Annotated in this window: 19 protein-coding genes; 10 read left to right on the top strand and 9 right to left on the bottom strand. The window is 64.2% G+C overall.

Features of this window, described 5'->3' with window-relative positions:
* Positions 1 to 96: 96 nt before the first annotated feature.
* Positions 97 to 7,416 carry a peroxidase family protein gene (locus tag FQU96_RS31790; protein WP_146545416.1) on the bottom strand — a complete coding sequence of 2,440 codons (7,320 nt, stop codon included), beginning with the start codon at positions 7,414 to 7,416 and terminating at the stop codon, positions 97 to 99.
* Between the two features lie 601 nt (positions 7,417 to 8,017).
* Between FQU96_RS31790 and FQU96_RS31795 the strand changes: the two genes are divergently transcribed.
* On the top strand, positions 8,018 to 9,469 hold the full coding sequence (locus tag FQU96_RS31795; RefSeq protein ID WP_146545417.1) for a GH1 family beta-glucosidase: 1,452 nt from the start codon (positions 8,018 to 8,020) through the stop codon (positions 9,467 to 9,469).
* A 162-nt stretch (positions 9,470 to 9,631) separates the two neighbouring features.
* Here the strand turns inward: FQU96_RS31795 and FQU96_RS31800 are convergent, their stop codons facing one another.
* Entirely contained in the window at positions 9,632 to 10,546 is a 915-nt protein-coding gene (locus FQU96_RS31800) for a DUF4375 domain-containing protein (protein ID WP_178130823.1), read from the bottom strand.
* Between the two features lie 214 nt (positions 10,547 to 10,760).
* On the opposite strand from FQU96_RS31800, the gene FQU96_RS42510 reads away from it, so the two are divergent.
* Positions 10,761 to 11,267: a hypothetical protein gene (locus tag FQU96_RS42510; protein ID WP_146545419.1), complete on the top strand. Its 507-nt coding sequence runs from the start codon at positions 10,761 to 10,763 to the stop codon at positions 11,265 to 11,267.
* A gap of 139 nt (positions 11,268 to 11,406) precedes the next feature.
* Here FQU96_RS42510 and FQU96_RS31810 read toward each other — a convergent pair whose 3' ends face one another.
* Together FQU96_RS31810 and FQU96_RS31815 are read right to left on the bottom strand one after the other, a co-directional pair.
* On the bottom strand, positions 11,407 to 11,955 hold the full coding sequence (locus FQU96_RS31810) for a hypothetical protein (RefSeq protein WP_146545420.1): 549 nt from the start codon (positions 11,953 to 11,955) through the stop codon (positions 11,407 to 11,409).
* A 149-nt stretch (positions 11,956 to 12,104) separates the two neighbouring features.
* On the bottom strand, positions 12,105 to 12,632 hold the full coding sequence (locus FQU96_RS31815) for a hypothetical protein (protein ID WP_146545421.1): 528 nt from the start codon (positions 12,630 to 12,632) through the stop codon (positions 12,105 to 12,107).
* A gap of 76 nt (positions 12,633 to 12,708) precedes the next feature.
* Here FQU96_RS31815 and FQU96_RS42865 point away from each other — a divergent pair, with 76 nt between their 5' ends.
* Positions 12,709 to 12,840 (top strand): hypothetical protein, encoded by a 132-nt coding sequence (locus tag FQU96_RS42865; RefSeq protein ID WP_255468650.1) that lies wholly within the window; start codon positions 12,709 to 12,711, stop codon positions 12,838 to 12,840.
* A gap of 142 nt (positions 12,841 to 12,982) precedes the next feature.
* Here the strand turns inward: FQU96_RS42865 and FQU96_RS31820 are convergent, their stop codons facing one another.
* The 3 genes from FQU96_RS31820 to FQU96_RS31830 all read right to left on the bottom strand — a co-directional run bounded on the left by FQU96_RS31820 (position 12,983) and on the right by FQU96_RS31830 (position 16,662).
* Positions 12,983 to 13,993: an AraC family transcriptional regulator gene (locus tag FQU96_RS31820; protein ID WP_146545422.1), complete on the bottom strand. Its 1,011-nt coding sequence runs from the start codon at positions 13,991 to 13,993 to the stop codon at positions 12,983 to 12,985.
* 209 nt (positions 13,994 to 14,202) lie between these two features.
* Entirely contained in the window at positions 14,203 to 15,003 is an 801-nt protein-coding gene (locus tag FQU96_RS31825) for an MBL fold metallo-hydrolase (RefSeq protein ID WP_146545423.1), read from the bottom strand.
* Positions 15,004 to 15,291: 288 nt separating this feature from the next.
* On the bottom strand, positions 15,292 to 16,662 hold the full coding sequence (locus FQU96_RS31830; protein WP_146545424.1) for a serine hydrolase: 1,371 nt from the start codon (positions 16,660 to 16,662) through the stop codon (positions 15,292 to 15,294).
* 344 nt (positions 16,663 to 17,006) lie between these two features.
* On the opposite strand from FQU96_RS31830, the gene FQU96_RS31835 reads away from it, so the two are divergent.
* From FQU96_RS31835 to FQU96_RS31845, 3 genes are all read left to right on the top strand, one after another.
* Complete coding sequence (locus FQU96_RS31835; RefSeq protein WP_146545425.1) at positions 17,007 to 18,134, top strand: PcfJ domain-containing protein; 1,128 nt, start codon at positions 17,007 to 17,009, stop codon at positions 18,132 to 18,134.
* A 101-nt stretch (positions 18,135 to 18,235) separates the two neighbouring features.
* On the top strand, positions 18,236 to 18,565 hold the full coding sequence (locus FQU96_RS31840; protein ID WP_146545426.1) for a hypothetical protein: 330 nt from the start codon (positions 18,236 to 18,238) through the stop codon (positions 18,563 to 18,565).
* Positions 18,566 to 18,667: 102 nt separating this feature from the next.
* The gene (locus tag FQU96_RS31845) at positions 18,668 to 19,621 is read left to right on the top strand and encodes a hypothetical protein (protein ID WP_146545427.1); all 954 of its coding nucleotides are present in this window, start codon (positions 18,668 to 18,670) and stop codon (positions 19,619 to 19,621) included.
* A gap of 55 nt (positions 19,622 to 19,676) precedes the next feature.
* Here the strand turns inward: FQU96_RS31845 and FQU96_RS31850 are convergent, their stop codons facing one another.
* Together FQU96_RS31850 and FQU96_RS31855 are read right to left on the bottom strand one after the other, a co-directional pair.
* Complete coding sequence (locus tag FQU96_RS31850; protein ID WP_146545428.1) at positions 19,677 to 20,957, bottom strand: alkyl sulfatase dimerization domain-containing protein; 1,281 nt, start codon at positions 20,955 to 20,957, stop codon at positions 19,677 to 19,679.
* 424 nt (positions 20,958 to 21,381) lie between these two features.
* Positions 21,382 to 22,068, bottom strand: a complete 687-nt coding sequence (locus FQU96_RS31855; protein WP_146545429.1) for a TetR/AcrR family transcriptional regulator — start codon at positions 22,066 to 22,068, stop codon at positions 21,382 to 21,384.
* An 81-nt stretch (positions 22,069 to 22,149) separates the two neighbouring features.
* Here FQU96_RS31855 and FQU96_RS31860 point away from each other — a divergent pair, with 81 nt between their 5' ends.
* The 4 genes from FQU96_RS31860 to FQU96_RS31875 all read left to right on the top strand — a co-directional run bounded on the left by FQU96_RS31860 (position 22,150) and on the right by FQU96_RS31875 (position 25,229).
* Complete coding sequence (locus tag FQU96_RS31860; protein ID WP_146545430.1) at positions 22,150 to 22,839, top strand: O-methyltransferase; 690 nt, start codon at positions 22,150 to 22,152, stop codon at positions 22,837 to 22,839.
* A gap of 218 nt (positions 22,840 to 23,057) precedes the next feature.
* Positions 23,058 to 23,618 (top strand): hypothetical protein, encoded by a 561-nt coding sequence (locus FQU96_RS31865; RefSeq protein WP_146545431.1) that lies wholly within the window; start codon positions 23,058 to 23,060, stop codon positions 23,616 to 23,618.
* Positions 23,619 to 23,702: 84 nt separating this feature from the next.
* Positions 23,703 to 24,695 carry an OmpA family protein gene (locus FQU96_RS31870; protein WP_146545432.1) on the top strand — a complete coding sequence of 331 codons (993 nt, stop codon included), beginning with the start codon at positions 23,703 to 23,705 and terminating at the stop codon, positions 24,693 to 24,695.
* 18 nt (positions 24,696 to 24,713) lie between these two features.
* On the top strand, positions 24,714 to 25,229 hold the full coding sequence (locus FQU96_RS31875) for a hypothetical protein (RefSeq protein WP_146545433.1): 516 nt from the start codon (positions 24,714 to 24,716) through the stop codon (positions 25,227 to 25,229).
* The last annotated feature ends 23 nt before the right edge of the window (positions 25,230 to 25,252 follow it).

A 25,252-nucleotide genomic window follows, 5' to 3' on the forward strand; every position in this document is an offset into this window, starting at 1 on the left:
CGCGCCGGCTGCGCGGTCGGGACGCGGGCCACGCGCCGACCGGCAGTCGGCCCCGACACCAACCTGCCTGCGCAGGTCAGTGCCGGATCGTAACGGTCAAAGCAGGAAATCGGTCTGCAGGAGCGGCGCCGCGTAGTTGTGCAGCCTGACTTCGAAGTCGGCCGCATTGCCGTTCGAACCACCGACATTGGCCTGGACCAACGTGCCACCCTCGCTGTCGAGCGCGTAGCGGACCTGCCCGGCAGCCGTGAATGCCGCCGTGCCGATGAACGTGAAGTCCTGGTTGCCGCCGACACCCGCGTTGGCATCGATCGACACGAGATCGAAGACATCCTGGCCCCTGGCGAAATCGAGAACGACGTCTCGATTCCCAGTCCCGATACCCGAGTCACCGATTGCGTCGAACTCGAAGCGATCGCCGCCGGCACCGCCGAAGAGGACGTCGGCCCCTGCATTGCCGCGCAGAACGTCGGCACCGTCGAAGCCCAGCACAAGATCTGCGCCCGACCCGCCGACAAGGGACGGATTGTTGCCGATGGTGCCGGCGACCAGGTTGAAGGTCTGCGCGCCGAACTTCATTGCTTCTATGCCGCCCAGGACGTCCATGCCGTCGGGGCCGGTTATAATCACGTACGAGCCCTTGGAGTAGAATTGATGGCTCGTAACCGGGCCCGAGAAGACGGCCGTATCGTTGCCGGAGCCGCCGTCGATCGTGTCGTTGCCCTCACCACCTTCGAGCAGGTCCTTGTCGCCCCGCCCAGAGAGTGTGTCGGCACCGGCGCCGCCCTTGAGCGTATCCCGACCGTTGGTACCGGTGAGATTCTGCGAGGGCTCGGGTTGATCACCGGGCTCGCCGGGCCCGGCGAACGCACCGTTGACCACGTCCTGCGGCCGCAGCGCTCCGACCAGCGTGTCGCTGCCGCCATTGGAGGTGAAGTTGATGCTGTGCTCCGAGGTCAACCCTGCGATGTTGACGGTGTCATCGCCGCCGTTGCCGACCATGGTCACGGTGTTGGGCCGCAGGCTGGTGCCGGAGAAGTCGCCGACCACCGTGAAGGTGTCGCCTGCCGCCGTGCCTCCCGCGGCCGTGGGATCAACGCCGTTGATGCGGATTTCCTCGATTTCCCGCAATTCGGCGATGATGTTGGCGGCGCCCGTCCCGTTGCGCGTGACAACGATTTCGGTGCCGGCATTGAAGCCCGCCGTGCTGTTGCCGGGAAGCGCATCCCACGCCGCCCGGGTATAGACGTAGTATTGCTCGGCGCCGGCGGTGCCATTGATGACGAAGATATCGCCCGCGGCGCCTTCCGTGCCGCCGTTGATGACGTCGCGTCCATCGGGTCCGGCGGCATTCCAGATGAAAGTATCGCTGCCGTCGTTGCCGTTGAGCGTGTCGTTGCCCGTACCGCCGATGATCGTGTCGTCACCGGCATTGCCGTTGACTGTATCGGCGCCGCCCAGGGCATCGATCGTGTCGTTGCCGGCCGTGCCGTTGTGTGTCTGGCCAGTGTTGTTGCCGGTGATCACATTGCCGGCCGTTGCCAGGAGGAAGTCGCTGATGTCGATGGCGGCGTTGTTGGATCCGTTGATGCGGATCGTTCCCTGCACCGCCGACGCAGGACCGTTCTCCCGGATCGTGATCAGCGTGTTGGCGGCACCGCCGATCGTCGACTCGAACACCCGGCTGGTAAAGTTCGCCGCCGTAACGCCAAGGCCGCGGAGATCGATCAGATCCTGGGTTGCCGCCGTGCCGCCCGCCGAGTCGAAGCTGTTGATGACGTCGTCGCCAAAGCCGGTGGCATTGTACACGATGGTGTTGAAGCCGCCGCCGACGTCGACCAGGTCATTGCCGGCGCCGCCAATGATCGTGTCATTGTCGTCACCACCGTTGAGCGTGTCGACGCCCTCGCCGCCATCCAGCAGGTCGTTGCCGTCGAAACCGCTCAGCGTGTCGCTGCCGCCGGCGCCGAAGAGCTGGTTGGCCGCGTCGTTGCCCTGGATGACGTTGTTGAGCGTGTTGCCGGTGCCGTCGGTCGCCGTTCCCGTGAGATCAAGGTTTTCGACACCGGTGCCCAGCGTGTAGTTGATCGACGACACGACCCGGTCGATCCCGGTCGAGTCGGCCGCGGTCTCGTTCACGACATCGCCGGCATCATCGACGACGTAGACGTCGTTGTCGGCGCCGCCTGCCATGCTGTCGGCCCCAAGGCCGCCATCGAGCGTGTCAGCGCCGGCCAGTCCCACCAGCGTGTCGTTCAGATCACCGCCGGTGATGACGTTGCCGAGCGTGTTGCCGGTGCCGGCGAAGGCCGACGCGTCGATGCCTGTGTAGGTCAGGTTCTCGACGTTGGCCCCCAGGGTGTACGCCGCGAGTTCGGTCAGCACCTCATCGGTGCCGGTGCCGGCCCCGGCGGCCTCCACGATCACGTCGGCGATATCATCGACGACATAATCGTCATTGCCGGCGCCACCGACCATCGTGTCGAGATCGGCACCGCCGTCCAGCGTGTCGTTGCCCGCGCCGCCGACCAGCAGGTCGTCGCCGTCACCGCCGTTGAGGGTGTCGTCGTCGTCGTGGCCGAACAGCAGGTCGTTGCCGGTGTTGCCGTTCAACGTATCCTCGCCGGTGGTCCCCACGAGAATGGTGTTCACCAGCGGCACCGTGGCGTCACGCGTGCCGTTGTCGTCCGTGCTCAAGGCATAGTCGTCGTCGAGCAGGTAGCCGTTGAACGTGGCGCCGTTGAAGTTCACGAACTCGACCGCTTCGCCCGCCGTGTCGAAGTGATCGTTGACGGTGACCTGCTGGCCGTTGAACTGGATCACCAGGTTGTCGTTGCCACCGCCAGTGGTGACTTCGAAGAAGTTGAGGGCGGTGAGCGTGGCCGGCGCAACGCCGGCGGTGATCGATATGCGATCGGTACCGCTGGTTTCTTGGATCGTGTCCGTCCCGTCGCCGGGAGAGAACGAGTAGGTGTCGTCCCCTGCCCCGCCGTTGAGCGTGTCGTTGCCGGTGCCGCCGACCAGGATGTCGTTGCCGCCCAGGCCGTTCAGCGTATCGTTGCCGCCAAGACCCAGGATGAGGTCGTCACCGGCAGTGCCGTTGAGGGTCTCCCCTGCCCCGGTTCCCACGACGAGGCCGACGGTGCCGTCGAGGAACTGCAGGCGTTCGATGTTGCGCAACCGGTCCGATCCGTCGAGCGAATCCTCGACGATGTGGGTCACGGTGACCTCGCCGGCAGCCGTGGTGCCGAAGGCATACTCCGACCGGTTGCCCTGGTACCGGGCAATGTCAATATCGCCGGCCGTCGTGTCGATCTTGATGTCGCGGACGATCGAGAGCTGGGCTGGATTGATCTCGCCCGAGAACATCCGGTCCGCCAGCGTCGTCATGCTGGCATGGGTCTCGATCGGCGCGCCCACGCGCTGGCCGTTGACATCCAGATTGAAGACGCCGATGCGGACGTCGAGCCACCGGTCGCCATCGATGATGTCATCGCCGGCGCGGCCCATGATCGTGTCGCTGCCGTCGCCGCCGAGGATGATCTCGCCGGCGTTGTAGACGACCGTGCCCGCCGCGAGCGCGGCGACCTGCGCGTCGGTGAGACCCAGGACCTGGGCCAGGCCCGCGATCCGTTGGATCCCCTCCCTGGTAAGCGCGCTGCCGGTATAGCCTTCCGTACCGCCCAGCGTGGCCGACACGCGTTCTTCTGCCAAAGTGTCGGCGCCGACCAGGATGTCGTTGAACCTGGTGCCGGACAGGCCCTCGACCGATTCATAGGCGTCGAGCGTGCCGTTCGGGGGTGGCGTCGGGTTCTCGTCGAACACGATGCCGCGGGTCAGATCGGCGTCAACGGCAAGGGTGTTGTCCTTGTACGTCGCCCAGTCCCAGCCGGACATGCCGGCCATCTTGCCGCGTCCGGGGCTGCCGACCATGATGTCGTCGCCGCCTTCGGCGATGAACTCGTCGAAGCCGCCGTCGCCCAGGAAGACGTCGTGTCCCACGACGCCGTCGCGGGCGAAGATCTCGTCGAAATTGTCACCCGGTGCGCCATCGAAGGTGCCGGTTTCGATCCAGTCGTCACCCTCGTTGCCCAGGATACGCTCGGCGTTCTTGTTGCCGTAGATGAAGTCGTTTCCTTCACCGGCGAAGACCTCCGACCCCATGTCGGTGCCGAGGAAGATGAAGTCCTGCCCGGCGCCGCCCATGACCAGGTCGAGGCCGGGGCCGGCATGCACGACGTCGTTGCCATCGCCCGCCTTGATGTTGTCGTCGCCGCCGGTGTCACGGATGATGTCGTCGCCGGCGCCGCCATTGATGATGTCGTTGCCGAAGCCGCCCTCGAGCCGGTCGTTGCCGCCGTCGCCGTACAACGTGTCGTCGCCGATGCTGGCGATGAGGATATCGGCCGCGTCGGTACCACCCAGGACCACGTGCTCGTCGCCGGTGTAGCGCAGGTAGTTCGTGTCGGTACCCGGCGTGGCCGGATTGTTGCGGATGACAAGAGGCGTCAGGAGACTGCCGCCGAGCGGATCATCGGTGGCAAGGCGATTGTCGGCGGACTCGTCGACCGCGGTCGTCGGGTCATCTTCGAGAATCCCGTCGCGACCGGGAATGACGCTGGGGTTGAATTGCTTGGTCCGATCGACCTCCAGGATCAGGCCGGGTGTCGAGAACACATCCGACGGCAGATGGGTGGCGTCGGTATTGCGCATGATCATGGCGGCGAAGGAGTTGTTCTCCATCTCGCCGAACAGATGCAGGCCGTCGAGCCGCTGCAGGTAGTAGAAGCGGTCGCCGTTCTGCAGCTTCTCCATCTGCATTTCGAAGACGAAGTTGAAGGTCGACCCCAGCATGCCGCCGAAAGGCATGATCCTTTCGGCAAGGCCGCCGATCCAGAGATCGACGTTGTTGAGGCCACCCAGTGCATTGGCCGCGTTGTAGGCGCCGGTGCCGTTGAGGAAGTCGACCGCGTCGGCCGGGACCACGAAGGCTGGATCGTCGGCAAAGATGCCCACCGGGACACCCGTGATGAGCGTCAGCGCCGCGTCGCGCTTGCCCTCGAGGGTCGTCTGGCCGGTGATCAGCGGATGCGTGCCATACGCCGCGATGAAGTTGATGATCGACGCTTCGTTCTTGAGGTTGCCGGCGAATTCGACCCAGCTCTCGTAAGGCTTGAGGATCGAGTCGTTGTTGGTCGCCGCGTAGAATGCCGCCCTGGCGTCGTTGAGCGAGGGCACGCCGGTGTCGCGGCCGCGCGCCAAGTTGATGGTCGCGAGGTCGAGCGGCAGCCCCAGCAGGTTGTTGCGCAGGGCACTGGTGACGAACTCGTCGATCTCGTTGCCGACCTGGCGGGTCATGCCGCGGATGATCGAGCCGGCCATCTGGTCGTCGGGCAGCTCAGCGAACTCGAGCGGATTGAGGAAGCCTTCGATCAGGCCGATGTGCTCGGCGTTGAAGTCCGGGTCGTACCGGTCGATCGACTCGGTCAGCATCGAGTGACCGAAGCGATACACGACGTGCGCGAACTCGGCGACGATGGTCGGGTCGATGGTCACGTCGAAGCCGTCGGGAACGACGAAGACGTTGATGTTCGGCTGGATCTTGCGGGCGAACTCCTCGAACACGAGATGCTGATACTGCATCTCGGTACCGAACTTTGCCGCCTGGAAGAGGCGTTCGCCGTTCCAGTCGAGCGTGGCGACCTGCGCCGGAGTCGGCAGAGCGGCAAGCGGCACGTCCAGCCATTCGTTGATGAAGGCGAGATCGTTGGTGGCCAGCACCACCGACTTCGTGTGCTCCAGCAGCCGATTGTGTTCGGCATGGAATACGTGGTGGACAGCGGTCAGCCCGATGTTCTCGTTGCCGCGCCCGTCGCCGGTGACGTAATGGGCATCCAGCAGCTCGTTGTCGTACTCGGTGCTGCCGTTGCCGGGGTTGCCGAGACCGATCTCGGTGTCACCATCGGCGATCTTGCCGACAGGCACCGCCGTGTGGGCGATATCATCGAGGAAAGCATGACCCGTCCGCTCGGCGAGATGCGTGACGGTCGGCGGTCCCGACGGATTGGGCGTCACGGTCACCATGCTCAGCGGCGCGTCCGGGGTGCCGGACGCGAGCGTCGGCGGCGGCCCCACCATCACGACTTGCGGGAAGCCGGTCACCGGATTGGGGATGAAGTTACCATACTCATCCGTCGCCAGCAGCGGCAGGTTGCCGACGTGATAGTCGGTCAAGTCGATGCCCAGCATCTCCCTGGCCTGGGCCTTGACTTCGCCCCAGGTCGGCAATCCGCCATTGGCGCCGTCAAGCAGGGCCCCGGTTGCTTCCGGCCGACCGCTGGCATTCAACGCGTATTCGCGCAGGAACACCTGGTGCGAGGCGTGTGAAGTGTAGGTCTGGTTCTGGTCGACGAACGACGTCGTCGTATTGACGGGACGCACATCGTCGTCGGTGCCCATCACCCCGTCGATTCCTGGCGACACCGTCGCCCGCGTCAGCACCATGAAGTTGGTCGGGCTGGTCGGGTCGTAGAGCGGATCGTCCGTTTGCAGCGGGATGAACACGGTGCCGCTGCCGCCCTTCGAAACCAGGTCGAGGCCGTGATCGAAGAACTGACCGAACAGCGTGAACCAGGAATTGAATGACGCCGACAGGCCCTCGTCCGGCGCGCTGTTGGGCAGATGGATGTTGATGCCTTCCATCTCGATGCCGTTGGCCTCGAGCAGGTCATCAAGAGGACCACGCGCTGCGGTGAGAGCTCCATCGGCGGTGTCGAACGCGTCCTGCGTCAGCGCCGCGGCCGCTGTCGCCGCGTCGAGTGCCACCTGCGTTTCGGGCGTCGGATTCGTATCGTGCGCCTGCTGCGCCGACTCGAGCGTGCGCTGCGCCTCGACGTTGGCCCGGTGCGTGTCCTGGACGTCCTCGAACAGCGGCTTAACGAGCTGATATTCCGCCTTGATGGTCAGTGCCGTCGCCAGCTCATTGCCGGGCGCGGCGCCGGCGCGCTGGAGCGCGACCATGATCGCGGCGGGATTATCCAACGTCTGGTCGACGATCAGGTTCGAAATCGTACGAACACTCGAGTCGACGACAATCGAGTTCGGATTGTTCGACGGATTATAGTTCGGTGCCGTGGGAATTGGCGGCTGCGGACCCGGACCATCCATGTCCAGCGGCGTCCCCTGCGCTGGTCGGAAATCCGTGCCGAGAGGCTCGGGAAACGGGTTGTCGGCGGAGCCCCATTCCGGATGCAGAAGGTTGTTGTACTCGCCGTTTACGGTCCGCAACCCCCAGGAGATATTGTAGGCGGGAATGAGACCGCCGGGACCGAACAAGGGCTGGCCGTTAGCGTGCGCTTCAGAGATCTTGATTTGCTCAAGAATGAAGTCCAGGTCGGACCTGATGTAGGTTACCATGTTGTAACACCCCCCAATAAACCCAATGACTTCTCTTTGTTATGCAAAAGGTGCCTTGTGGTCAGACTACTGTCAATTGATTTTGGCTAAAACTTGCGCATTTTCAAAGACTTAAACTTAACAATTAACATTAACAAAAATTGTAAGTGCCGTGAATCCAAGTAATGATTCGTGAAAAACTATAGCGCCAAAATTTTTTATTTACGTCATCTGGCGATGGCGATGTGCCCACGTCCGCTACAGGTCGCGCCAGTGAGCGGCCGCGACCATCTGCCCGTCCGGACAACTGCTTGCTGATCGTGATACTCGCCGAAGTTGGATCGACTACATCCCTAGTTTCGGTGGCTTATCTGTTCGGGCCTTTTTGAAGAAACGCAGGAAATGTCGCTCTTTTATTTGCCACAGAGTTGTATTCGCTGAAGATCAGTGGCGACCCTGTAACTTGGTATCTCTTGCTCGTTGCCGGCAAGGTGAAACAGGAAACGGCCTCGTGCCGCCACGCCGTCGGCGGCGACATCAGGATGAGCGCCGCAGTTCACCGCGGTGGCAGTCCTCTCGCTTGCCGATAGAATGACGCCGTCGGCCATGGCGAGGACGAGTTATGAGTGCACTGACGCGGCGCGGTTTTGCCAGGATGGCTGGGACGACAGCGGTCTGCGTTTCCGCGACAGCGGGTGACGCCGCGGCCCAGCCGACCACGGACATTGCCCAGCGGTTCCCCCAGGACTTCCTGTGGGGCACGGCGACGGCATCGTACCAGATCGAGGGTGCCGTCACCGAAGACGGCCGCGGTCTCTCGATCTGGGATACGTTCTCCCGCACGCCCGGGAAGGTCCGCAACAACGACACCGGCGATGTCGCCACAGGCCACTATCACCGCTTCAAGGACGATGTGCGGCTGATGGCGGCGCTGGGGGTGAAGGCCTACCGGTTCTCGATCGCCTGGCCGCGCGTCTTCCCACAGGGCACCGGCGCCGCCCATCCCAAGGGGCTCGATTTCTATAACCGGCTGATCGACGAGCTGTTGGCGCACGGCATCGCGCCCTGGGCCACGCTCTACCACTGGGACCTGCCGCAGGCGCTGCAGGACCGCGGCGGCTGGGAGTCGCGCGACACCGCGCGCGCCTTCGCCGACTACGCCGGCCATGTCGCGGCACGCATCGGCGATCGCGTGAAGCACCTCTTCACCCACAACGAGATCTCGGCGTTCATCGAGCTGGGCTACGGCCAGGGCATCCACGCCCCCGGACTCAAACTGCCACCGAAGCGCCTGAACCAGGCCCGCCACCACGCCGTGCTGGGCCATGGGCTGGCCGTGCAGGCGATCCGCGCCGCGGCGCAACCAGGCACCCGGGTCGGGCCGGCCGAGAACATCAATGTCTGCGTGCCGGTGATCGAGACCGAAGAGCACATCCGCGCCGCCGAGCGCGCCACCCGCGAACTCAACGCCGGCTACCTGACGGTGATGCTGGAGGGCCGCTATACCGAGGCGTTCCTGGCCTGGACCGGCGCCGATGCGCCCTCCTTCACGGCCGAAGACCTGGCCGCGATCGCAAGCCCGGTGGATTTCGTCGGCATCAACATCTACGCGCCGCACAACTACGTGCGGGCGGCACCGGACACGCCGTCAGGCTTTGCTCTGGTGCCGATCACCGCCACCTTCCCGCACATGCAGACGCCGTGGCTGAAGGTCGGCCCCGAGGCGCTCTACTGGGGACCGCGCCACGTCGCCAAGCTGTGGAACGTCAAGGACATCTACATCACCGAGAACGGCTGCGCCGGCACCGACACACCGGCCGCCGACGGCATCGTCTACGACACCGACCGCGTGATGTTCCTGCGCAACTACCTCACCCAGCTGCAACGCGCGACAGCGGCCGGCGTACCAGTGCGCGGCTACTTCCTGTGGAGCCTGCTGGACAATTTCGAATGGGCCGACGGGTATGCCAGCCGCTTCGGGCTACACTACGTCGACTACGTGACCCAGAAGCGCACACCGAAGCTGAGCGCAGGGTTGTACCGTGAGATCATCGCTCGGAATGCGCTGGCGTAGGGAATGTGCTGCGTCACCTCTCGCTCAAACAGATGCATGTACCTGCTCATCACGACAGGAGCTATTGGACGCGTGTCACCCGTTCACCACGCGTCAAAAGCCTGGAGCCGCCCCCATCCTGGCGCTACGCGTCGGACACTCGCGAATGAACAGCACTTGGGTCTATTTCGGAAGCACTCCTTCGCGCCGTGCCAATTCGATAAGCGATGGGCGGATGGCATCGAGGTCCATGTTTTCGCCAAGCTTGGCCAGGCGATTGTCCCATTCAATGCTGCCGTCACGAAAATATGAGTTCCGGCGCATGCTGGTGTCGCGCGGATACGGTGCGGAGAACATTGATATGCCGTGCTCTACGATCATTGCTTGAGCGGTCAGGCCAAGCGCGCGCAACCCCGCCGCTACCTCTGGTGCAAGATCACCCGAGGCGTTGAAGAATGCTCGATGAAGGCCGCCGTTGAAGATCTGGCATTCGAAGTAGCTCACTGCGTGGATGGTCCTGAGCGACTTGGGAAGATGGGTACGAGCCTCGTCGCTCATCGTGGCCAACCGCTCGACGAGCCAATCCAGTCGATCGTCGTCGTCGAGTTCGGCGCGAACCCGTACTGCCCACGCGGCTAGCGTCGGCGTGTGTGCAACATAGGCCACGATCGCGTCGGCGAACTCTTCGCCAGACCCGAAGGCGGCATCGAGCGCGGCGAAGTCGGCATTTTCGCTGGAAGCAAGAGCGACAGCCGCCCGGAGCGCCTCAGCCTGGCGTGTGAAGCCAGCCTCCGAAAGCGCCCCGAGAATCGGTTCAACCTTCGCGAAGATATCGACTTGCTCGAACATCTCCGCCATCCGTCGGCGCTCATCCTCGGTCACGCCTGGCGCACTTGCCATGGGTTCGAATGATTGCCGGCAGGAGCGACCGACCTCGACGAAGCCACTGATACGACCGCTCATCATGTTGCCCTGGAGCGTGTTCAGCCAATAGAGCGTTGTCAGCTCTGCCCGTTCTCCCGCGTCAGGATCGGCCCTCAGTCCCGCCGCGATGACATACGACTGGGACATCGTAGCGATTTCGGTGGGGATGATCATCGGCTGGCTTTCATCTGGCCTGTATCCGGCGTGTTCCGTCCATAGATCTTCCCATCGCATATCTATGGCCGTTTCGTGTTCACGAACCAGTCGGGAGTGAACAGCGCTTGAGCCTTCTGCTTGGACGGTCTTGCAGGATCGGCGCCAGCAAATCGTAGTTACAAGTCGATCGCTTCTGCGAAGAACTCGCCGGTGACCGACGGATGTGTCGCAAGTGCCTGTTGAAAACACGACCGCCACGAGAAGGCGGTTGTCACACGGCGGCACTTCCACCCTGCCGTTCGTGCTCTCATCGGTTCCGGCGAACGCGACATTCAGCGCAATATCGCCGACCTGCGATCAAGTCGGGCCGGCCGATGTAGGCCTGCAGGCCATGTTCGTCCATGTAGGGGCTGATCGCGCCGGTCAGGTCGACTGCCGAATCGGGTGCGTCGCCGCCCAGCGCCCAGTAAACTGCTGCCGCACGCCGCAGCGTGTTAGGAATCATTCAAATGCCATGATGAGATTGCCGCCTTGCCCGCCGTTCCTGCCCGCATCCTGCCGACGATCGTCATCTCGCAGTTCGCCGCGACATCGCTGTGGTTCGCCGGCAATCGTTTCGATCGCGCTGCTGGGCCGGCTGATCGAAACCGCCGGGCCGCAATATGTATTCCTGATGCTGATGCCCGGGCCGGTGCTCGGGCTGGCGGCGTTGCGGCGGCTAGCCGCGAAGCCGGCGTGAGGGACGCGGCGGCATCGCGCCACCATGGCCGAGGATCCAGTCGCACTGGCAAGCCCTGCGGATTTCGTCGGCATCACCATCGACACCCCGCACAACGACGTGCTGGCGGCGCCCGACAGATCCTCTGGCTTCGCGCGGGTCACTGACACTGTGCTGCGATGCGTGCTTGCTGCCAGGCGTTGTGCATCGATTGGCTCAGCTTCCCCTGATTCAGAAGAGACGTGAATGAGGCCTGCACGGTGGCAGCAACAGGCCCGATGGCGTTGAGTTGTACAAGGGTTCGATCAATCGAAAGATTGCAAAGCGCGTGGGGATTTGCCGGTTGCGTCACAATCAGGAGGGAATTGGGTTGTCCCTGCTGACCCCATCGACCGGTCAGAAAGCTGTGTGCCTCACAAGCACCCTGTTTTACCGTCAGGTGGAGGTCCGTCGGGGTTCTCTGCGGCGTTGACGGTTTGAAGGTCATGTGAAAATCGACAAGACGAGGGTGAAAACTGCAAACCAGATGATTTTGAATGTAGTTGTGTTGGAAAGTAGGTTCGTTGAGCGCGTAGCACACGTTGTTGGCGAGGGCGCTCGCATAGAGCAGAAAAGCGTCACACGCTGGGACGTAGTTCCCTTGCGCCGCCGGTGGCCCCCACTGCGCCTGACCAGAGCCAGCAAGGGTCATTGAAAGTGCGATTGCCAAGGAACGCACCGATCGACGTCGCATCTGTAACTCCCAGGGCAAGCAGCCTTGATCGTCTCAAAAGAGACGCTGCGGCTTGACCAGCACCAGGCTCGCCGCAACGCCGATGGCTTTTGTGGACAGCCGACGCTTCGCCTGAAGCCTTCAACTTAGGAAGGCTGCAGCGTGCTGGCTGGATAGACGGCGAAAAAGTAAGCAGAAAAGAAAAAGCTGTCCTTGATTTTCCAGTCATGCTTCGAGATTTCGGTCGACACAACCATCGACGCAACGACGGTTTCCACCGTCTGGTCGTTCACCGTATCCTGGGACTGCACGGATTGAATGTCGTTCGTACTGCCGATCGAACTTTCACCAATCACGCCCTTCAAGACGTCAATGGCGAGGCCGACGGCAGCAATGGCTGTTCTCGGATATTCACCGGCAATGGCGCTATTGATGGCGTCCTTGGCGCCTTCCTTGTACTCGTCCAGGACTGAATCGGACGCATACTGAACGGTCGTATCAAATTGAAAGTAGAGTGCTTCCTGTGCCGGTGGCATGTCTATTTTGAAATATGTTTTAAATGAATCAGTAATTTGCTGCTGGTATTTGGAAATCAGTTCATCAATCTTATGCTTGAGATCGTCCATTTTTGAAATTTCTTTTTCGATGTCTGCGTTCGAGTGCTTATCGGACATTGTCGGATCCTCCAACGAAGGTTGATGCGTTCTGAAGGGATCGATTGCCGAGAGACGACAGATTTGTGAAAGCTCGATGGACGTTCAGCGTTGGGCCAGTGCAGCAGCGCTGACCGTCGTGACCGCCCGTCTGTCGGGTCAGGTTGAGACCACCGGCGTTTCGCGCGACCTGCCGTCCATTCGCGAAGCCGCCGACACATCGTTATAAAAAATAAATGCGCGATTAAGTCGTTACGCGTCGTCAATAACACGCAACGTCTATTGGACGTTAGGCCGGCCGTCTCCGGAGACTGGTCTTAGCGTCTCAGGCAGCGGCGTGTCGGCGGTCGACCGAACATGTGAGTCTGCGCCTAAGAGGAGGCCCGCGCCCTCGCCATGTCGCGGCAGTCGCTCGGACTGATGCCAAAGCGGCGCCTGAATGCCTTGCCGAATGCGGACAAGTCGGTGTAGCCGGCATTGAAGGCAATCAGCCCGATCGGCTGTGACACCGCGGTCTCGAGCAGCATGCGGGCGCGCTGCAGGCGAACATCACGCAGAAAGCCAGCGACCGTCTGGCCGCGATGAGCAAACAGACGATAGAGATGCGCCCGCGAACACCCGATCGCAGAGGCAATCCTGTCCGCGGTCAGATCGTCTCGCCAGTAATGCGTTTCGACATAGTGTCGCGCCGAGTCGAAGAAACGGTCCTCGAGCCGCTCGCGCGCCTCGAGCGGCTTGCCCCCCAGTTTGGCCAGGAGCGTCATCGCGAGCGCGGTGGCGGCTTGCATGGCGGCCGCGCCCTCTCGTCGATCCAAAACCGAACCGTGTTTTGCCAGGGCACGCAGATACGCCAGCATGACTGGCGTCAGGCCGCCTTTCGGCAGGAGGCGCACCGGCATACCTGGCGCTGTGAGATCGCCGCTTCCCATCGCAGCCATCACTGTGGCGCGCGACAAGGCCAGATACGATATCTCCGTGACGGTAGAGGCGCAGGAGATCGCAGGACGGTCGCAATCAAACAGGACAAGGCCGCTGCGGGAGTCCAGGATGGTGGCCTCATCTCCATGGGAGAACTGGAAGGTGCCGCGGCGTATGCAGCCGACCAGGACGAGATCACTGTCGCGCTTGCCAAAGGTGCCTCGAACGGGGTCGTTGCGAAGGTTCGCGAAGACGGCGCCATGGCCGTCCGCGCAACCGACGATCTCGCCCCGGAAGTTCTGTCCCGCGTCCGACCCGGGCAGCCTGTCGATATAGGAGCCGACGAACAACTGCCGCCAGTAATCGAAGCGTTCTCCTGCCGCCACGGTGTCCGTTGTTATCCGGCTGAACTCAAGGGATTGCGGCGCCGGTTGCCGCGCCGGCTCTGGAGGAGAATGCTGCATGGCACTGTTCCCAAAGTCGGATGGTTGTCACCCAAACCTTGTGGTTGCCCCTGCCGCGAGGCGGCCGAAACGCGGCGCCCGCGGGTCGTCAACCACGGTCTTCTCCCCCGCCGGCCGTCGTTATAACAGATGCGCCGTGCGCCAGGAACGCTCCGGATACGGAACCGCCAGCACCGCCGCCAGCCATGGCCCGATTCGGGTACGGAAATTCAGATCGCCTGGAAGACGAACGCTTCGCCGTTGCGTGTCACCCGCCCTATGCCGGGAAAGTCCAGGTGCGCGCCCGCGACGAGATAGTTCGGCTGCACGGCACGCTCCATGAGCATCAACCGCGCTTCGCGCGCCTTCGACTGGTTGCTGTCGAACTCCCACGCGACTTCCGGACGTGCGAACTGAATGGAAGGGACATGCATGGTGTCGCCCCAGGCCAGCAGGCGTCCGGCGCCACTGTCGATCTCGTAGGCCGTATGTCCCGCCGAATGACCCGCGGCCTTGACCGCCGTGATGCGCGTGCTGACCTGAAACCTGTCGTCGATCGGCCGGGTGCGATCGCGCAGCGACGCCAATCGACCACGGAAAACCGACAGTTCTTCCTGCCCGACGAAGACGTGTTCCATGCGCGGAAACGCCGCCGAGCCGTCGGGGGCGATGAGTCCGTTCACATGGTCCTCATGCGTGTGGGTCAGCGCGACGTGCGTGACGCTGTGCCTGTCGATCCCCGCTTCCTGCATCGCCGCCAACAGCGCGCCCATGGTCGGCAGCCAGCTGTTCGACGCGCCGGTGTCGATCAGGACAGAGCGCTCCGCCTCGATGATCAGGAACGCATTGACCGACAGCCGCAGCTGGCCGCCCACCAGCGCAACCCCGGCCGGTACCGTCTTGAACGCCAGCCCGGACACCTGGCGCAGTCTCGTCGGGGGCATGTCCACGTAGCCATCGCGCAGCGCTACGACCTTCACGTCGCCGAACGCAAACGAGGCATGGTTAGGTCCGCTCGCAATCAATTTCATGGCGCCCTCGGTTTGAGACACGGCGAACCTGTCCGGCATAGCGCCGGCCATCATGGCGAGCCTCTGCGCGTGATGGCAACCTCTCCGCACAAAGCTGTAGAGCGCGTTGATGAAAGCGGGCTGCCGTCATCCTGAGCGCAGCGAAGGATCTTGCGGTGTTGGCATAATCGCCGTCGGCGCCGGTGATCACCAGAGCCGACGACCTTTGGACGGCCCACCGCGAGGTCCTTCGCTGCGCTCAGGACGACGGCAGCGGCGATTCCATTAAACGATGAACGTTCCTGCCGATCAGGGAACGCGCGGACAGTAGCGGTAACGCCCACCCTGGTGCCAGAGCAGGCGATCGACAACACCGTCCGTGTTGCGGAGAAAGGTGCCCTGCGCGTCGACGAAGCGCATGAAAAAGCGATTGTCGGCCTCGGCGAACAGTTCGTACTCGGGCTGTCCGCTGCCGCGCACGAACAACCGGCCCGCTTCGGCGCGGATCACCAGTGCGAATGCCGGGGTCATCCGGTAAGTGCCCTCGTACTGCGCGAGAAGGGCGGGATCGACGCTGACCTGAGGCGGGTATTCGGCGAGCGTGAAGGCCGGATTGGTCAGCCGCAGCCCGAGGTCGTTCACCGGGTTTGCGGCATTGGCGAGCACAATGGCACCGGCGCGACGACGCGTGGAGAACCCGGCGTAGGATGCGTAGCTGCCGGTGAGACCATCCTTCCAGACGATCTCGTCGCCATGGTCCGATGTCACCGCCCAGCCCAGGCCCGCCTTCGTGCTGGCGCGATCGGTTGCACGACGGGTCTGCAACAACAGATCGGCGGCGGCGCGCAGCGGGCTGGCGGCATCGGCAAAGCATGTTGCGCGCATGAACTTGAGAAGATCGTTCGCGGTCGAGCGCAGCGCACCGGCGCCGGCAAGGGCGGCGAAATCCCAGTTCGTTCCAGCCTTGAGATTGGAGAGATGCCCCCGGGCAAGGCGCTCCCGCATCGAACCCGTCAGCGTGATGCGCGTGTCGGCGAGCCCCAGCGGCACGCAGATGCGCGACACGACAAGATCCTCGTAGCGCGCGTTGGCCTTGAGCGACAGGACGTGGCCGAGCAGGCCGAAGCCCAGGTTGGAATATTCATAGTGCGCACCGGGATCGAAGCGCAGGGCATGCCCCGACAGGAAGGCATAGAGGTGCGCGGCCGCGTAGGCAGCATAGGGATTGCTGCCACCGTCCCGAAGGTTATCGGGGATGCGCGGCAAGCCTGACGTGTTCGTCGCGAGGTCCAGGAAGGTGATCTGCCTGCCGTTGCGGGTCGGCATCCTGACGTTGGCGGGAAGATCGTTTGCGACCGGATCGTCGAGCTTGACGTCGCCGCGCGTCACCATGTCGGCCAGCAACAGGGCCGTGAAGACCTTGGTGATCGAACCGATCTCGAACACGCTATCGCCATCCAGCGGGTGGCTGTCGGCGCCGCCGCCGGCACCATGGGCGACGATCTTGTGCTGGCTGGAATCGAATGAGCAGACGACCATGCCGACGCTCTGGCGGGCAAGGTCGATGCGATCCCGCAGGATCGCGCGCGTTTCATCCTCGGACACCGGATCGGCGTGCGCTTGCGTCGCGAACACCGCGCCGGCGGCCACTCCCAGAACAAGATCTCGACGGCGAAGCACGGGACAACCTGATGATCTGAACGGATCGGGCAACGCGTCGAGAGAGTAGGCAAGGTGCTTTTTGAAGACAAGCGCCGCTCCTGGATCCCCGTTACGCTCGCACGACCATTGCGACTCACGGTCCAGCGAGAGCCGGTATTGGTTGCGCCAACGCTGAAAATCAGCTATCAGCGCGCCCCCGCAACGCCATGATGGAGGCGGCCTTGTTTGCAACCGCGCGCTTCCCGGGTTCGATCCGCGACAACTGACGCGCGGCCCGGGGTTCGATCCCGGGCGAACCCACAACGCCCGACACCGCCTGCCCTGTCGCCAGGTCGCTGGACCTGCGTTTGCGGAATGCTGTCATGACCTCGTCTCTCTCGCGGGCCTCCCGCCCGGAGGCCGCGCGTTCGCGCCTGCTGGAACGCCAGCTCCGACGATACCAGAAGCCCTTTCAAAGTGCCGTGCGGGCGCTGGCCCGGCGGCACACGCGGCTGGCGGACCTTGCCGCAAGCTTTCCGGCGCTGCTGTTTGCGCTCGCCGTCCCGCGGCTGGGAGTCAAGCCCGAGCCCGCGATCGCGCGCGTGATCCAAGGTCAAAGCCTGGCCGAGATCGCCGCTGCGGCCGGCATACCGCTGTGGCTGCGCAAGCTGTCGCCCGAAGCGCTGGCCCGTCCGATCCGGAAACTGCCCGACGGCGCCCTGTTTCGCCGGCAGATCGTGAACCACCTACCACCCTCAACCAAGCTCGCGCCGGCGTGGCTGGAGGCCGTGACGGACGTGGCCACGTTCGCCCACGAGGCGGCGGCCGTGTGGATCGCACGCGAGTTCGTCCGCGAACCCAAGCACGTGGAACCGGCGCGACTGCGGCTCCTCAGTCTCTGGTTATGGTTTTCCTGCCAGCCGGAGACGTTCGGTTACACGTTGATCGACAAGCCATGGACCCTCGACATGCGCATCGGCACCGCATTTACCGCCGCGAATGCGTGGCACACGACCCTGGAGCTGCACCTCAACCTCGGCCACCAGCCGATTGCAGACGTATGGCTCCGCGCCGGCCGCGTGGGCGGGTACGACTTTCTGCCGCTGACCTCGATTGCGGCCATCATCGAAGAAGCCGCCGCCATGAGGAATTGCGTGCGCACCTATGGCAACAGCCTGGCGCACAATCGCTCACGGCTCTGGAGCCTGCGACGGGATGGCGAGCGCATCGCCACGCTATGCGTTGCCGCTCGCAACGAGCCGCTGCTGAACATCGTCGAGCTCAGAGGCCCGGGAAACGCCGAGGCGCCGATCGACTCGTGGTGGGCGGCACGTCAATGGTTGCACATGCACGATCTGCCCCAGATCAAGACGGGGCGACGTGAGTCGGCGCCGCTCGATCGCGCCACCTGGATCGCGCTGTGGCGCCCCTACTGGCTCGCCCAGCGCCGCATTCCGAACTGGCTGCCGATCGTGCCGTCGCGCACGGCGCTCGACGCGCTCGACGCGTGATCGGCGGCGCCTCAGGTGACGCTATCGTCGACCCGCCCTTGACAGTGAGTGTACACTCATATAATATGAGCGAACGATCACGATCGCGGACGGCTGTGCGCATGCGCTACACACCGAACGAGATTTCGCCGGGCAGACAGATCGCCGCCGTCGGCATGTCGGCCCTCTTCCTGGGCTGGGCGACGCATGGCGTGCTGATCGACGATCTGTTCATCCCCGCGGGGCGCGGCGGCGGCACGGGCTCGCACTTGCACGGCGGGGCCGCGTGGATCGTGTTCGCGGCCGTGGTGTGCGTTGCCGCGAAGTGGTTGTCCGTGGTGGTGGACCACTACGATACCCGTAACAACGAGGCCGCGTACCAGCGTTTCCAGACGTTCATGTGGGTCGCCGCCATTGGCCTGGTGGTCTTCGCGAGTCTGGCCCGCCGCTAGAGCGGAACCATGCTCCCGGAAGCGCGGGCGTTGCGCCGGCGCTGCCGCGGGTCCCACGCGCTTCGGGATCAACCCGTTGCCACACACAGGGAGATCGCCGTCATGATGCTTTCACTGTCGGTCGGAACCGTCGGACGCACGACGGTGGGTGCGGTGCGCATGGAGATCGACTGGGGCCGCCGGACCTGGTCGGTCGGCGCGCGGCAACCGGGCTGGACGCAGTCGCGGCTGCCGGAGCGCGGCCCGCTCGAAGTGCGGCCCACCGGCGCGCTGTGGCTGCTGGAGCCGATTGCCCGCGCGCTCATGATCACCATCGACAACGGACCGACGGGGCCGCTCGATAGCGCGCATCGGACCGGCAACGGGACCCTGTGCGATGTGACCAATCCCCAGTGGCCGGTGACCAAGCTGAGCTGGTCGCGCGAGGAAGCGAGCACGAGCGGTCCCGCCGCGTCCGCATCCGCGCCCATCCGCACGCAGGCCGTGGCCGTGTGCACGCGCAACCTGCCGGCATCAGGCGTGCAGGAGCCGGCGAACTGCGTCGAAAGCACGCCGGGCAAGAAGAAGGGTGCCGACGGCGCCACCGGTTGCGGCGGCTTTCCCGGCTGGATGATCAAGGAACTCGGCGCCGAGAAGTTCTCCAAGCAGACCATCACAGTCAAATGGACGGCGCCGGACGGTGCCCAGAAGCAGGCCACCATCGGCGTCACCTCGCCCACGATCGGTTGGGAACAGCTGGCGCTGGGAATCGAAAAGGCCCGCGGATCGCCGCCGGGCACATTGTGGAAGCTCTACACGCCGGGCGGCCCGCGTCCGCTGCCCGGCGACATCTACACCTTGAAGAAGCCCAGCGGCGCGTTCCGGCATGTCGGCGTGATCATCGACCCGACGGGATCGGCCTGGAAGACGGCCGACGGCGGCCAGGGCCTGGGCTTCGCGGTCGGCTTCCGCGCCCGCACGTTCGATCCCAGCACCGGGAAGCTGGAGGGCGAGGACAAACAGCCGGCGTTCCTCAAGGGCTGGGTCGACCTCGAAGCCCTGCTCGAAAAAACATGACAGGCGGAACAACGGAACGCTCACCTCTCGGCGTCGGGCGTCCCACAGTGCCGGCTCAGGTCGTCCGGGTCGATCGCCGCTGCCGCGCCTGCGCCTCGCGCTGATAGACGGCGAAGATCGCCCGTCCGATCAGCGACGTCTCGGCTTTCGCGCACTGTTCGTACACACGTGCCTGCGTCGCCTGGATCGCGTTGTCGCCTGGGGCTGCGGCACCGGCCAGCTCGGCAAGGTGGGCCGCCAGGCGCGTCCGGCCGCTGTCGGCCAGCGCCGCGGCGCGCGCCGCCAGCTTGCCGGCACCGCCCGCGAGCGCGGCAAGCTCGGCGGCCAGTTCGGCCTGCGGCGCCGGCTTGAGGTGCGCGGGATTGCCGTCGAACCAGCCGGCATGCAGATGCCACAGCGCGCGCACGACGAACTCCGGATCGTCGTACTTCGGCAACAGATAGGGCCTGGCGAGCAGATCGGCGGGCGCCGACACGGCCCGCAGGATCTCGTCCAGCGACCGGCCCTCGTTCATGAGGTTCAGGGTCTGACGGCTGAGGCTCTCCAGGACCAGGGCGCCATCGCCCAGGACCTGAGCCGCCCGGCTCTCGCCGAAGACGACGGGGCCGTGGCCGGGAATCAGCGCCGCCGGCTTCAACGCCTCCATACGACGCAGCGCTGCGGCCCAGTCCGGCGCGAAGCGCTGGACCTTGCGCGGATTGCCTGCGTTCGGGAACGCCCAGATCACGAAGTCGCCGCTGGCCAGCACGCGCTGCTGCGGCAGCCAGACGAAAGTGGCGTCGTCGGTCTCGCCGCGCCCGTGGAACAGCTCGATCCGTACGCCACCGATGGTGAGCACGAGGCTGTCGTCATAGACCGCATCGGGGCGACGGTGCTGGTCCGGGAAGGTGTAGCCCGGCTGGTTGAACTGGCGACCCATCACCAGGCTGTTCAGCCCATGCGTGGCATCGTAGCGGTCGAACCGGCGCAGCACGTTGCGGTGGGCGATGACATGCGGCCGCGCGATCCCTCTTGCGCTGGCCTCGTGATCAAAGAGCTTGGCACCCCAGCTGTGGTCGATATGGCCGTGCGTGTAGATCACGGTGTGAACCGGACTGTCGTCCCAGCGGCGCAGGGCGGCGAGCATCTGGTTCGCTGTCTCGCGGCTGCCGGTGTCGACGAGCACCAGACCTGAAGCGGTGCGAATCGCCGTCGTATTGCCGAAGAGATAGCCCGTATGGATGGCAATGACACCATCGGCAATCGGTATCGCGGCGCCGCCGGACACAGCCGCCGTCCATTCCTCCATCGCCGCGGTGCCGGCCCACAGCCGCTCGAACAGCTGGTCTTGATCCATGTGGTCGCCTCGTTGCTGCGGACTCGAGGCGTCTGTCTCCGCCTGGCGCGCAAGAGCCAGCTACACTAGCCCTCCTGACATCTGCTGTCAGGAGGATGGCGTGGCGTTTCAGTCGCCGCCACAAGCCCCTTCGCCGCGTTTGAGCGAGGGACCTTGCGGTGCGTCGATCAAAACGGCGCGGTGCGTTGAAGGCAGAACGGCTTCACCACAGAGGCACAGAGATCACAGAGAGGCACAGAGGGAAGAGATGGCGCGTCGAAGGCGCGCTTTTGACATTCTCTGTGTTCCTCCGCGCCCTCTGTGCCTCTGTGGTTCATCTTTCAGCAGAACGCACACGTTCCATCGTGTGCGATCAATGCACCGCAGGGTCCTTCGCTTCACTCGGGGCGACACTAAGCGCACCCGCATGCGATAGCCCTGCCCGTCAACCGGGACGGGTCGGGGTTTCCCGCGCCGCTGGCGTCACCGGCGTCGCCCTGCCGGTGAGATAGCCGAGCAGCATCCGCGTCACCTCCTGCGTCAGCGCGCCGGATTTCAGGTCGGACAGCCGCTCCGTGGCGGCGTTGTGGATGACCGCCTCGACCGCCCGCATCGCGACGTAGACGGCAAGGTCGAGATCGGGCACCACGATTTCAGACCGCCGCGCCGCGAACGCTGCCTTAACCTGCGCGGTCAGCCGCGCACCGAACGTCGCCTCCCAGTCGACCTTGCCCAGCGGCGGCGTCTCCGACAGCACGCGGTGCAATGCCGGATCGACGAGATGCGCGCACACGACCTGCTCGATGGCCGCCCGCACCACGTCTTCGAACGGCAGGTCCTGCGCCCGCGGCGCCACCTCCTCGATCCCGTCCTCGATCGCGTTCCTGTGGCGGCGGATCAGTTCGCCCAGCAGCGACTCCTTGTTCGGGAAATATTGATAGAGCGTGCCGACGCTGACGCCCGCCTTTGCCGCCACGTGGTTGGTCGTGAATCCGCCATAGCCATCGCGCGCCAGAATCCGAGCAGCGGCTTCGAGAATCGCCTCGACCGTGGCGCGCGAACGGTCCTGCTCGGGCCTTTTCCTCAGGATCGGCGGCGTTTTGCGGCGCTTGGCCATCGGCGTTCCGGGCATGCGAGTATTCAATCCGAGCAAAAGCTCATATGATCCGAGCAATAGCTCATATCACGCAATTCTGCAACGGAGACACGCACCATGCTGCCGACAACCTGCGGCACCGGCCTTGACGATCCGAGAGTGGCAGCGACGCTCAAGACGCTGCACACGCGCACCAGGCGCGATGGCTGGGTTTTCCTGCGTGCCCTGCCCGCCATCCTTCTCGCAAAGGCAACGGGACGGGACATCTCCAAGATCGTCGAGCCCTATCTCAAGGACGCCTACATCTCCGTCGATCCCAGCCAGGGAAAGCTGCTCTACATGACCGCGCGCGCGATCGATGCGCGCCTGATCGTGGAGTTCGGCACTTCATTCGCGATCTCGACCATCTACCTCGGCGCCGCGGCGCGCGCGAACAACGGCCGCGTCATCGGCACCGAGATGGAACCCGCGAAGGTCAGGGCCGCGCGAGCCAACGTCGCGGCAGCCGGACTGGCGCCGTTCGTGGACATCCGCGAGGGCGATGCCATGCGGACACTGGCAACAGTCGAAGGTCCGATCGACCTCCTTCTGCTCGACGGTTGGAAGGACGTCTATCTGCCGATGATCAAGATGCTGGCGCCGCGGATGCACGTGGGCACCGTGGTGCTGGCCGACAACATCTTCACCTACAAGAAGGCGCTGCGACCCTATGTCGAATACATGCAAGACCGCGCCAACGGCTTCGACTCTGTCACCCTGCCGATCGGGTTCGGCCACGGCATGGAGTATTCGGTGCGCCGGCGATGAGCGTGCTGGCCGCGACATCAGCAGCGCCGGCGTCTGCCACCCGATGGTTCGATATCTATCCTTAGTGCTTGACGTGTGACTTATTTGTGATTAAATACTCACATTCTTGGTTCGATGCTCAGGAGAGTCGTCGTGCCCCTGAAAATCCCGCTATTTCTCGCGGCATCCTCGCAGCAAGCCTGGACGTGACGGCGATGTCCCTCCGCCATGACGTCCTGATGCTGCTGCGCGGCCCGGTGATTTCCGCCATCAGGTTCAGATTCCCGATCGGCCCATTACCCGGGAATGAGGAGGCCGTCGTATCGACGTCGTACCACCGGGTCGCGGATGCCATTGACAGCGGCGCCGTGCGCCTCAAGGAGGCCACCAGTTTTCCGCCCGGGATTGCGGGCGAGTACACCAGCAACACCCTGCGCCTGTCTCCCGTACGCGATCCCGCTTCACGCGCCCTGGCCGTGCACGAATGTACGCACGCCTTCTTCGACATCGCCCGCAAACGCATCTCCGACCAGAACGACGAAGCCGCCGCTTATGCGGCCGGCATGCTCTATCTCGTTCTGTGCGGACTGGGAGGTTCACCGGTGTCGGGCCCCTATGATGCCGCCCGACCCGTTGCCGAAGGCCTCCTGCAAGCGTATCGCGCCGGCACGGCAGGGGCTCCCATGGTCGATCTTGCTGCGTGGCAGGCATTGCGCACGTACATCCGGGCGCATCCCAGCTACCGCCACCTGCGAGGCCGCTGGCCCGACGACACAAGGGGCTACCCGCATGACGGCTGACGCAGCCGATGACACGCGCAGCGATCGCGTCAGGCCTCTGGCGAAGTCCACATGACAAATCCACAACGATGGGAGGCCAAGCCGATGGGCAGGTTCGTTGCTTTCATCGCGTCACTGACCGTGCTGGTGGCGATCACGATGCAGGCACAGGCGCAGAGGCCGGCGGCACTACCGCCGACGGGCGATGTCCCGGGATCGTCAGATCACCCCCTCATTCCGCGCTACAAGGGTTCCGAGATCCGCCGGCACAGCGTCGATGCGTTCGACAGCTACACCCTGGCCACGGGCCGCATCCTGAAACGAGACAAGGCACCCGTGTCCCAGGTCGCCGAAAAATCCGTCGCGTTGGAAGGCAAGGTCACGAACCTGATCTACCGCGCGCCGGTGGACCGGTCGTCGCTGGAAGTCTTCCGCAACTACGAGGAGGCCCTGAAGAACGCCGGCTTCGAGACCCTGTTCACCTGCTCGCGCAGCGAATGCGGTCCGGGCTTCAACAGGGCGATGAATCCCGACGTCCACAACAGCCTGCTGTACGACGCCAACCAGCACTACCGCGCCGCCAAGCTGGCGCGGCCGCAGGGCGACGTCTATGTCGCGCTCTATGTCACCACCGACGAGCCCAGCAAGCGCGCCTACACCAAGCTCACCGTGGTCGCGGTCAAGCCCATGGAGCAGCGCATGGTGGTGGTGAGGGCCGACGAGATGGAACAGGCGATCGCGCGCGACGGCAGGATCGCGATCTACGGCATCCTGTTCGATTTCGACAAGGCCGACATCAAGCCCGAGTCCAAGCCGCAGATCGACCAGCTCGGCGAATTGCTGAAGAAGAACCCGAAGCTCGAGGTGCTGATCGTCGGCCATACCGACGGCCAGGGTGCCTTCGACTACAACCTCACGCTATCGCAGCGCCGGGCGCAGGCGATCGTGACCGCCCTTGTCGCGACGGGCATCGCGGCCAACCGCCTGACGCCGGCCGGCGCCGGCATGGTGGCGCCGGTCGCCTCCAACCGCACCGATGAGGGGCGCGCCCGCAACCGCCGCGTCGAGATCGTCGAACGCGTCAGCGGCGGACGGTAAGCTGGGAACCGACAAACCATGGACAAGGCAGCGACGAGACCGCTTTGGCGACAAGCCCTTGAAGACACAGACTGGTCCATGCTCTGTCACGCCTACGGCACTGCCGGCGATACACCGGCCCATCTCCACGCCTTGCTGGGTGAGAACCCCGACAAACGCACAGCCGCGGAATACCACCTGAACTCCGCCATCATTCACCAAGGCACGCCGTGGCCCGCGACGGCTCCCGTGACCACCATCGTTGCCGGCATGTTGATGGACACGGCGACGGCGCCGTTCATGCAGAAAAGCCGTCAGGCCCTGATCGATTTCCTGACCGAAGTTGACGAGTCTATCGGCCAAATGTCCGCAACAGACTGGCCGAAACTGGAAACCATGGCCGCTCATGACATCAGTCCCCTGCTGGTTGCAGCGGACTACGACGCCATCTACGGGGATGAAGACGCTGCGAATGCTCTCTTTGCGCAGTCCATGCTCGACCTGCGCAACATCGCACCGCTGATCCGTGCGGGCATCGCCGCACTCAGGCCCTAGGTCTCGGCAAGAATCATGAGCCC

Origin of the sequence: Reyranella sp. CPCC 100927 (assembly GCF_007859315.1) — a bacterium.
In the GTDB taxonomy this organism is placed as follows: domain Bacteria; phylum Pseudomonadota; class Alphaproteobacteria; order Reyranellales; family Reyranellaceae; genus Vineibacter.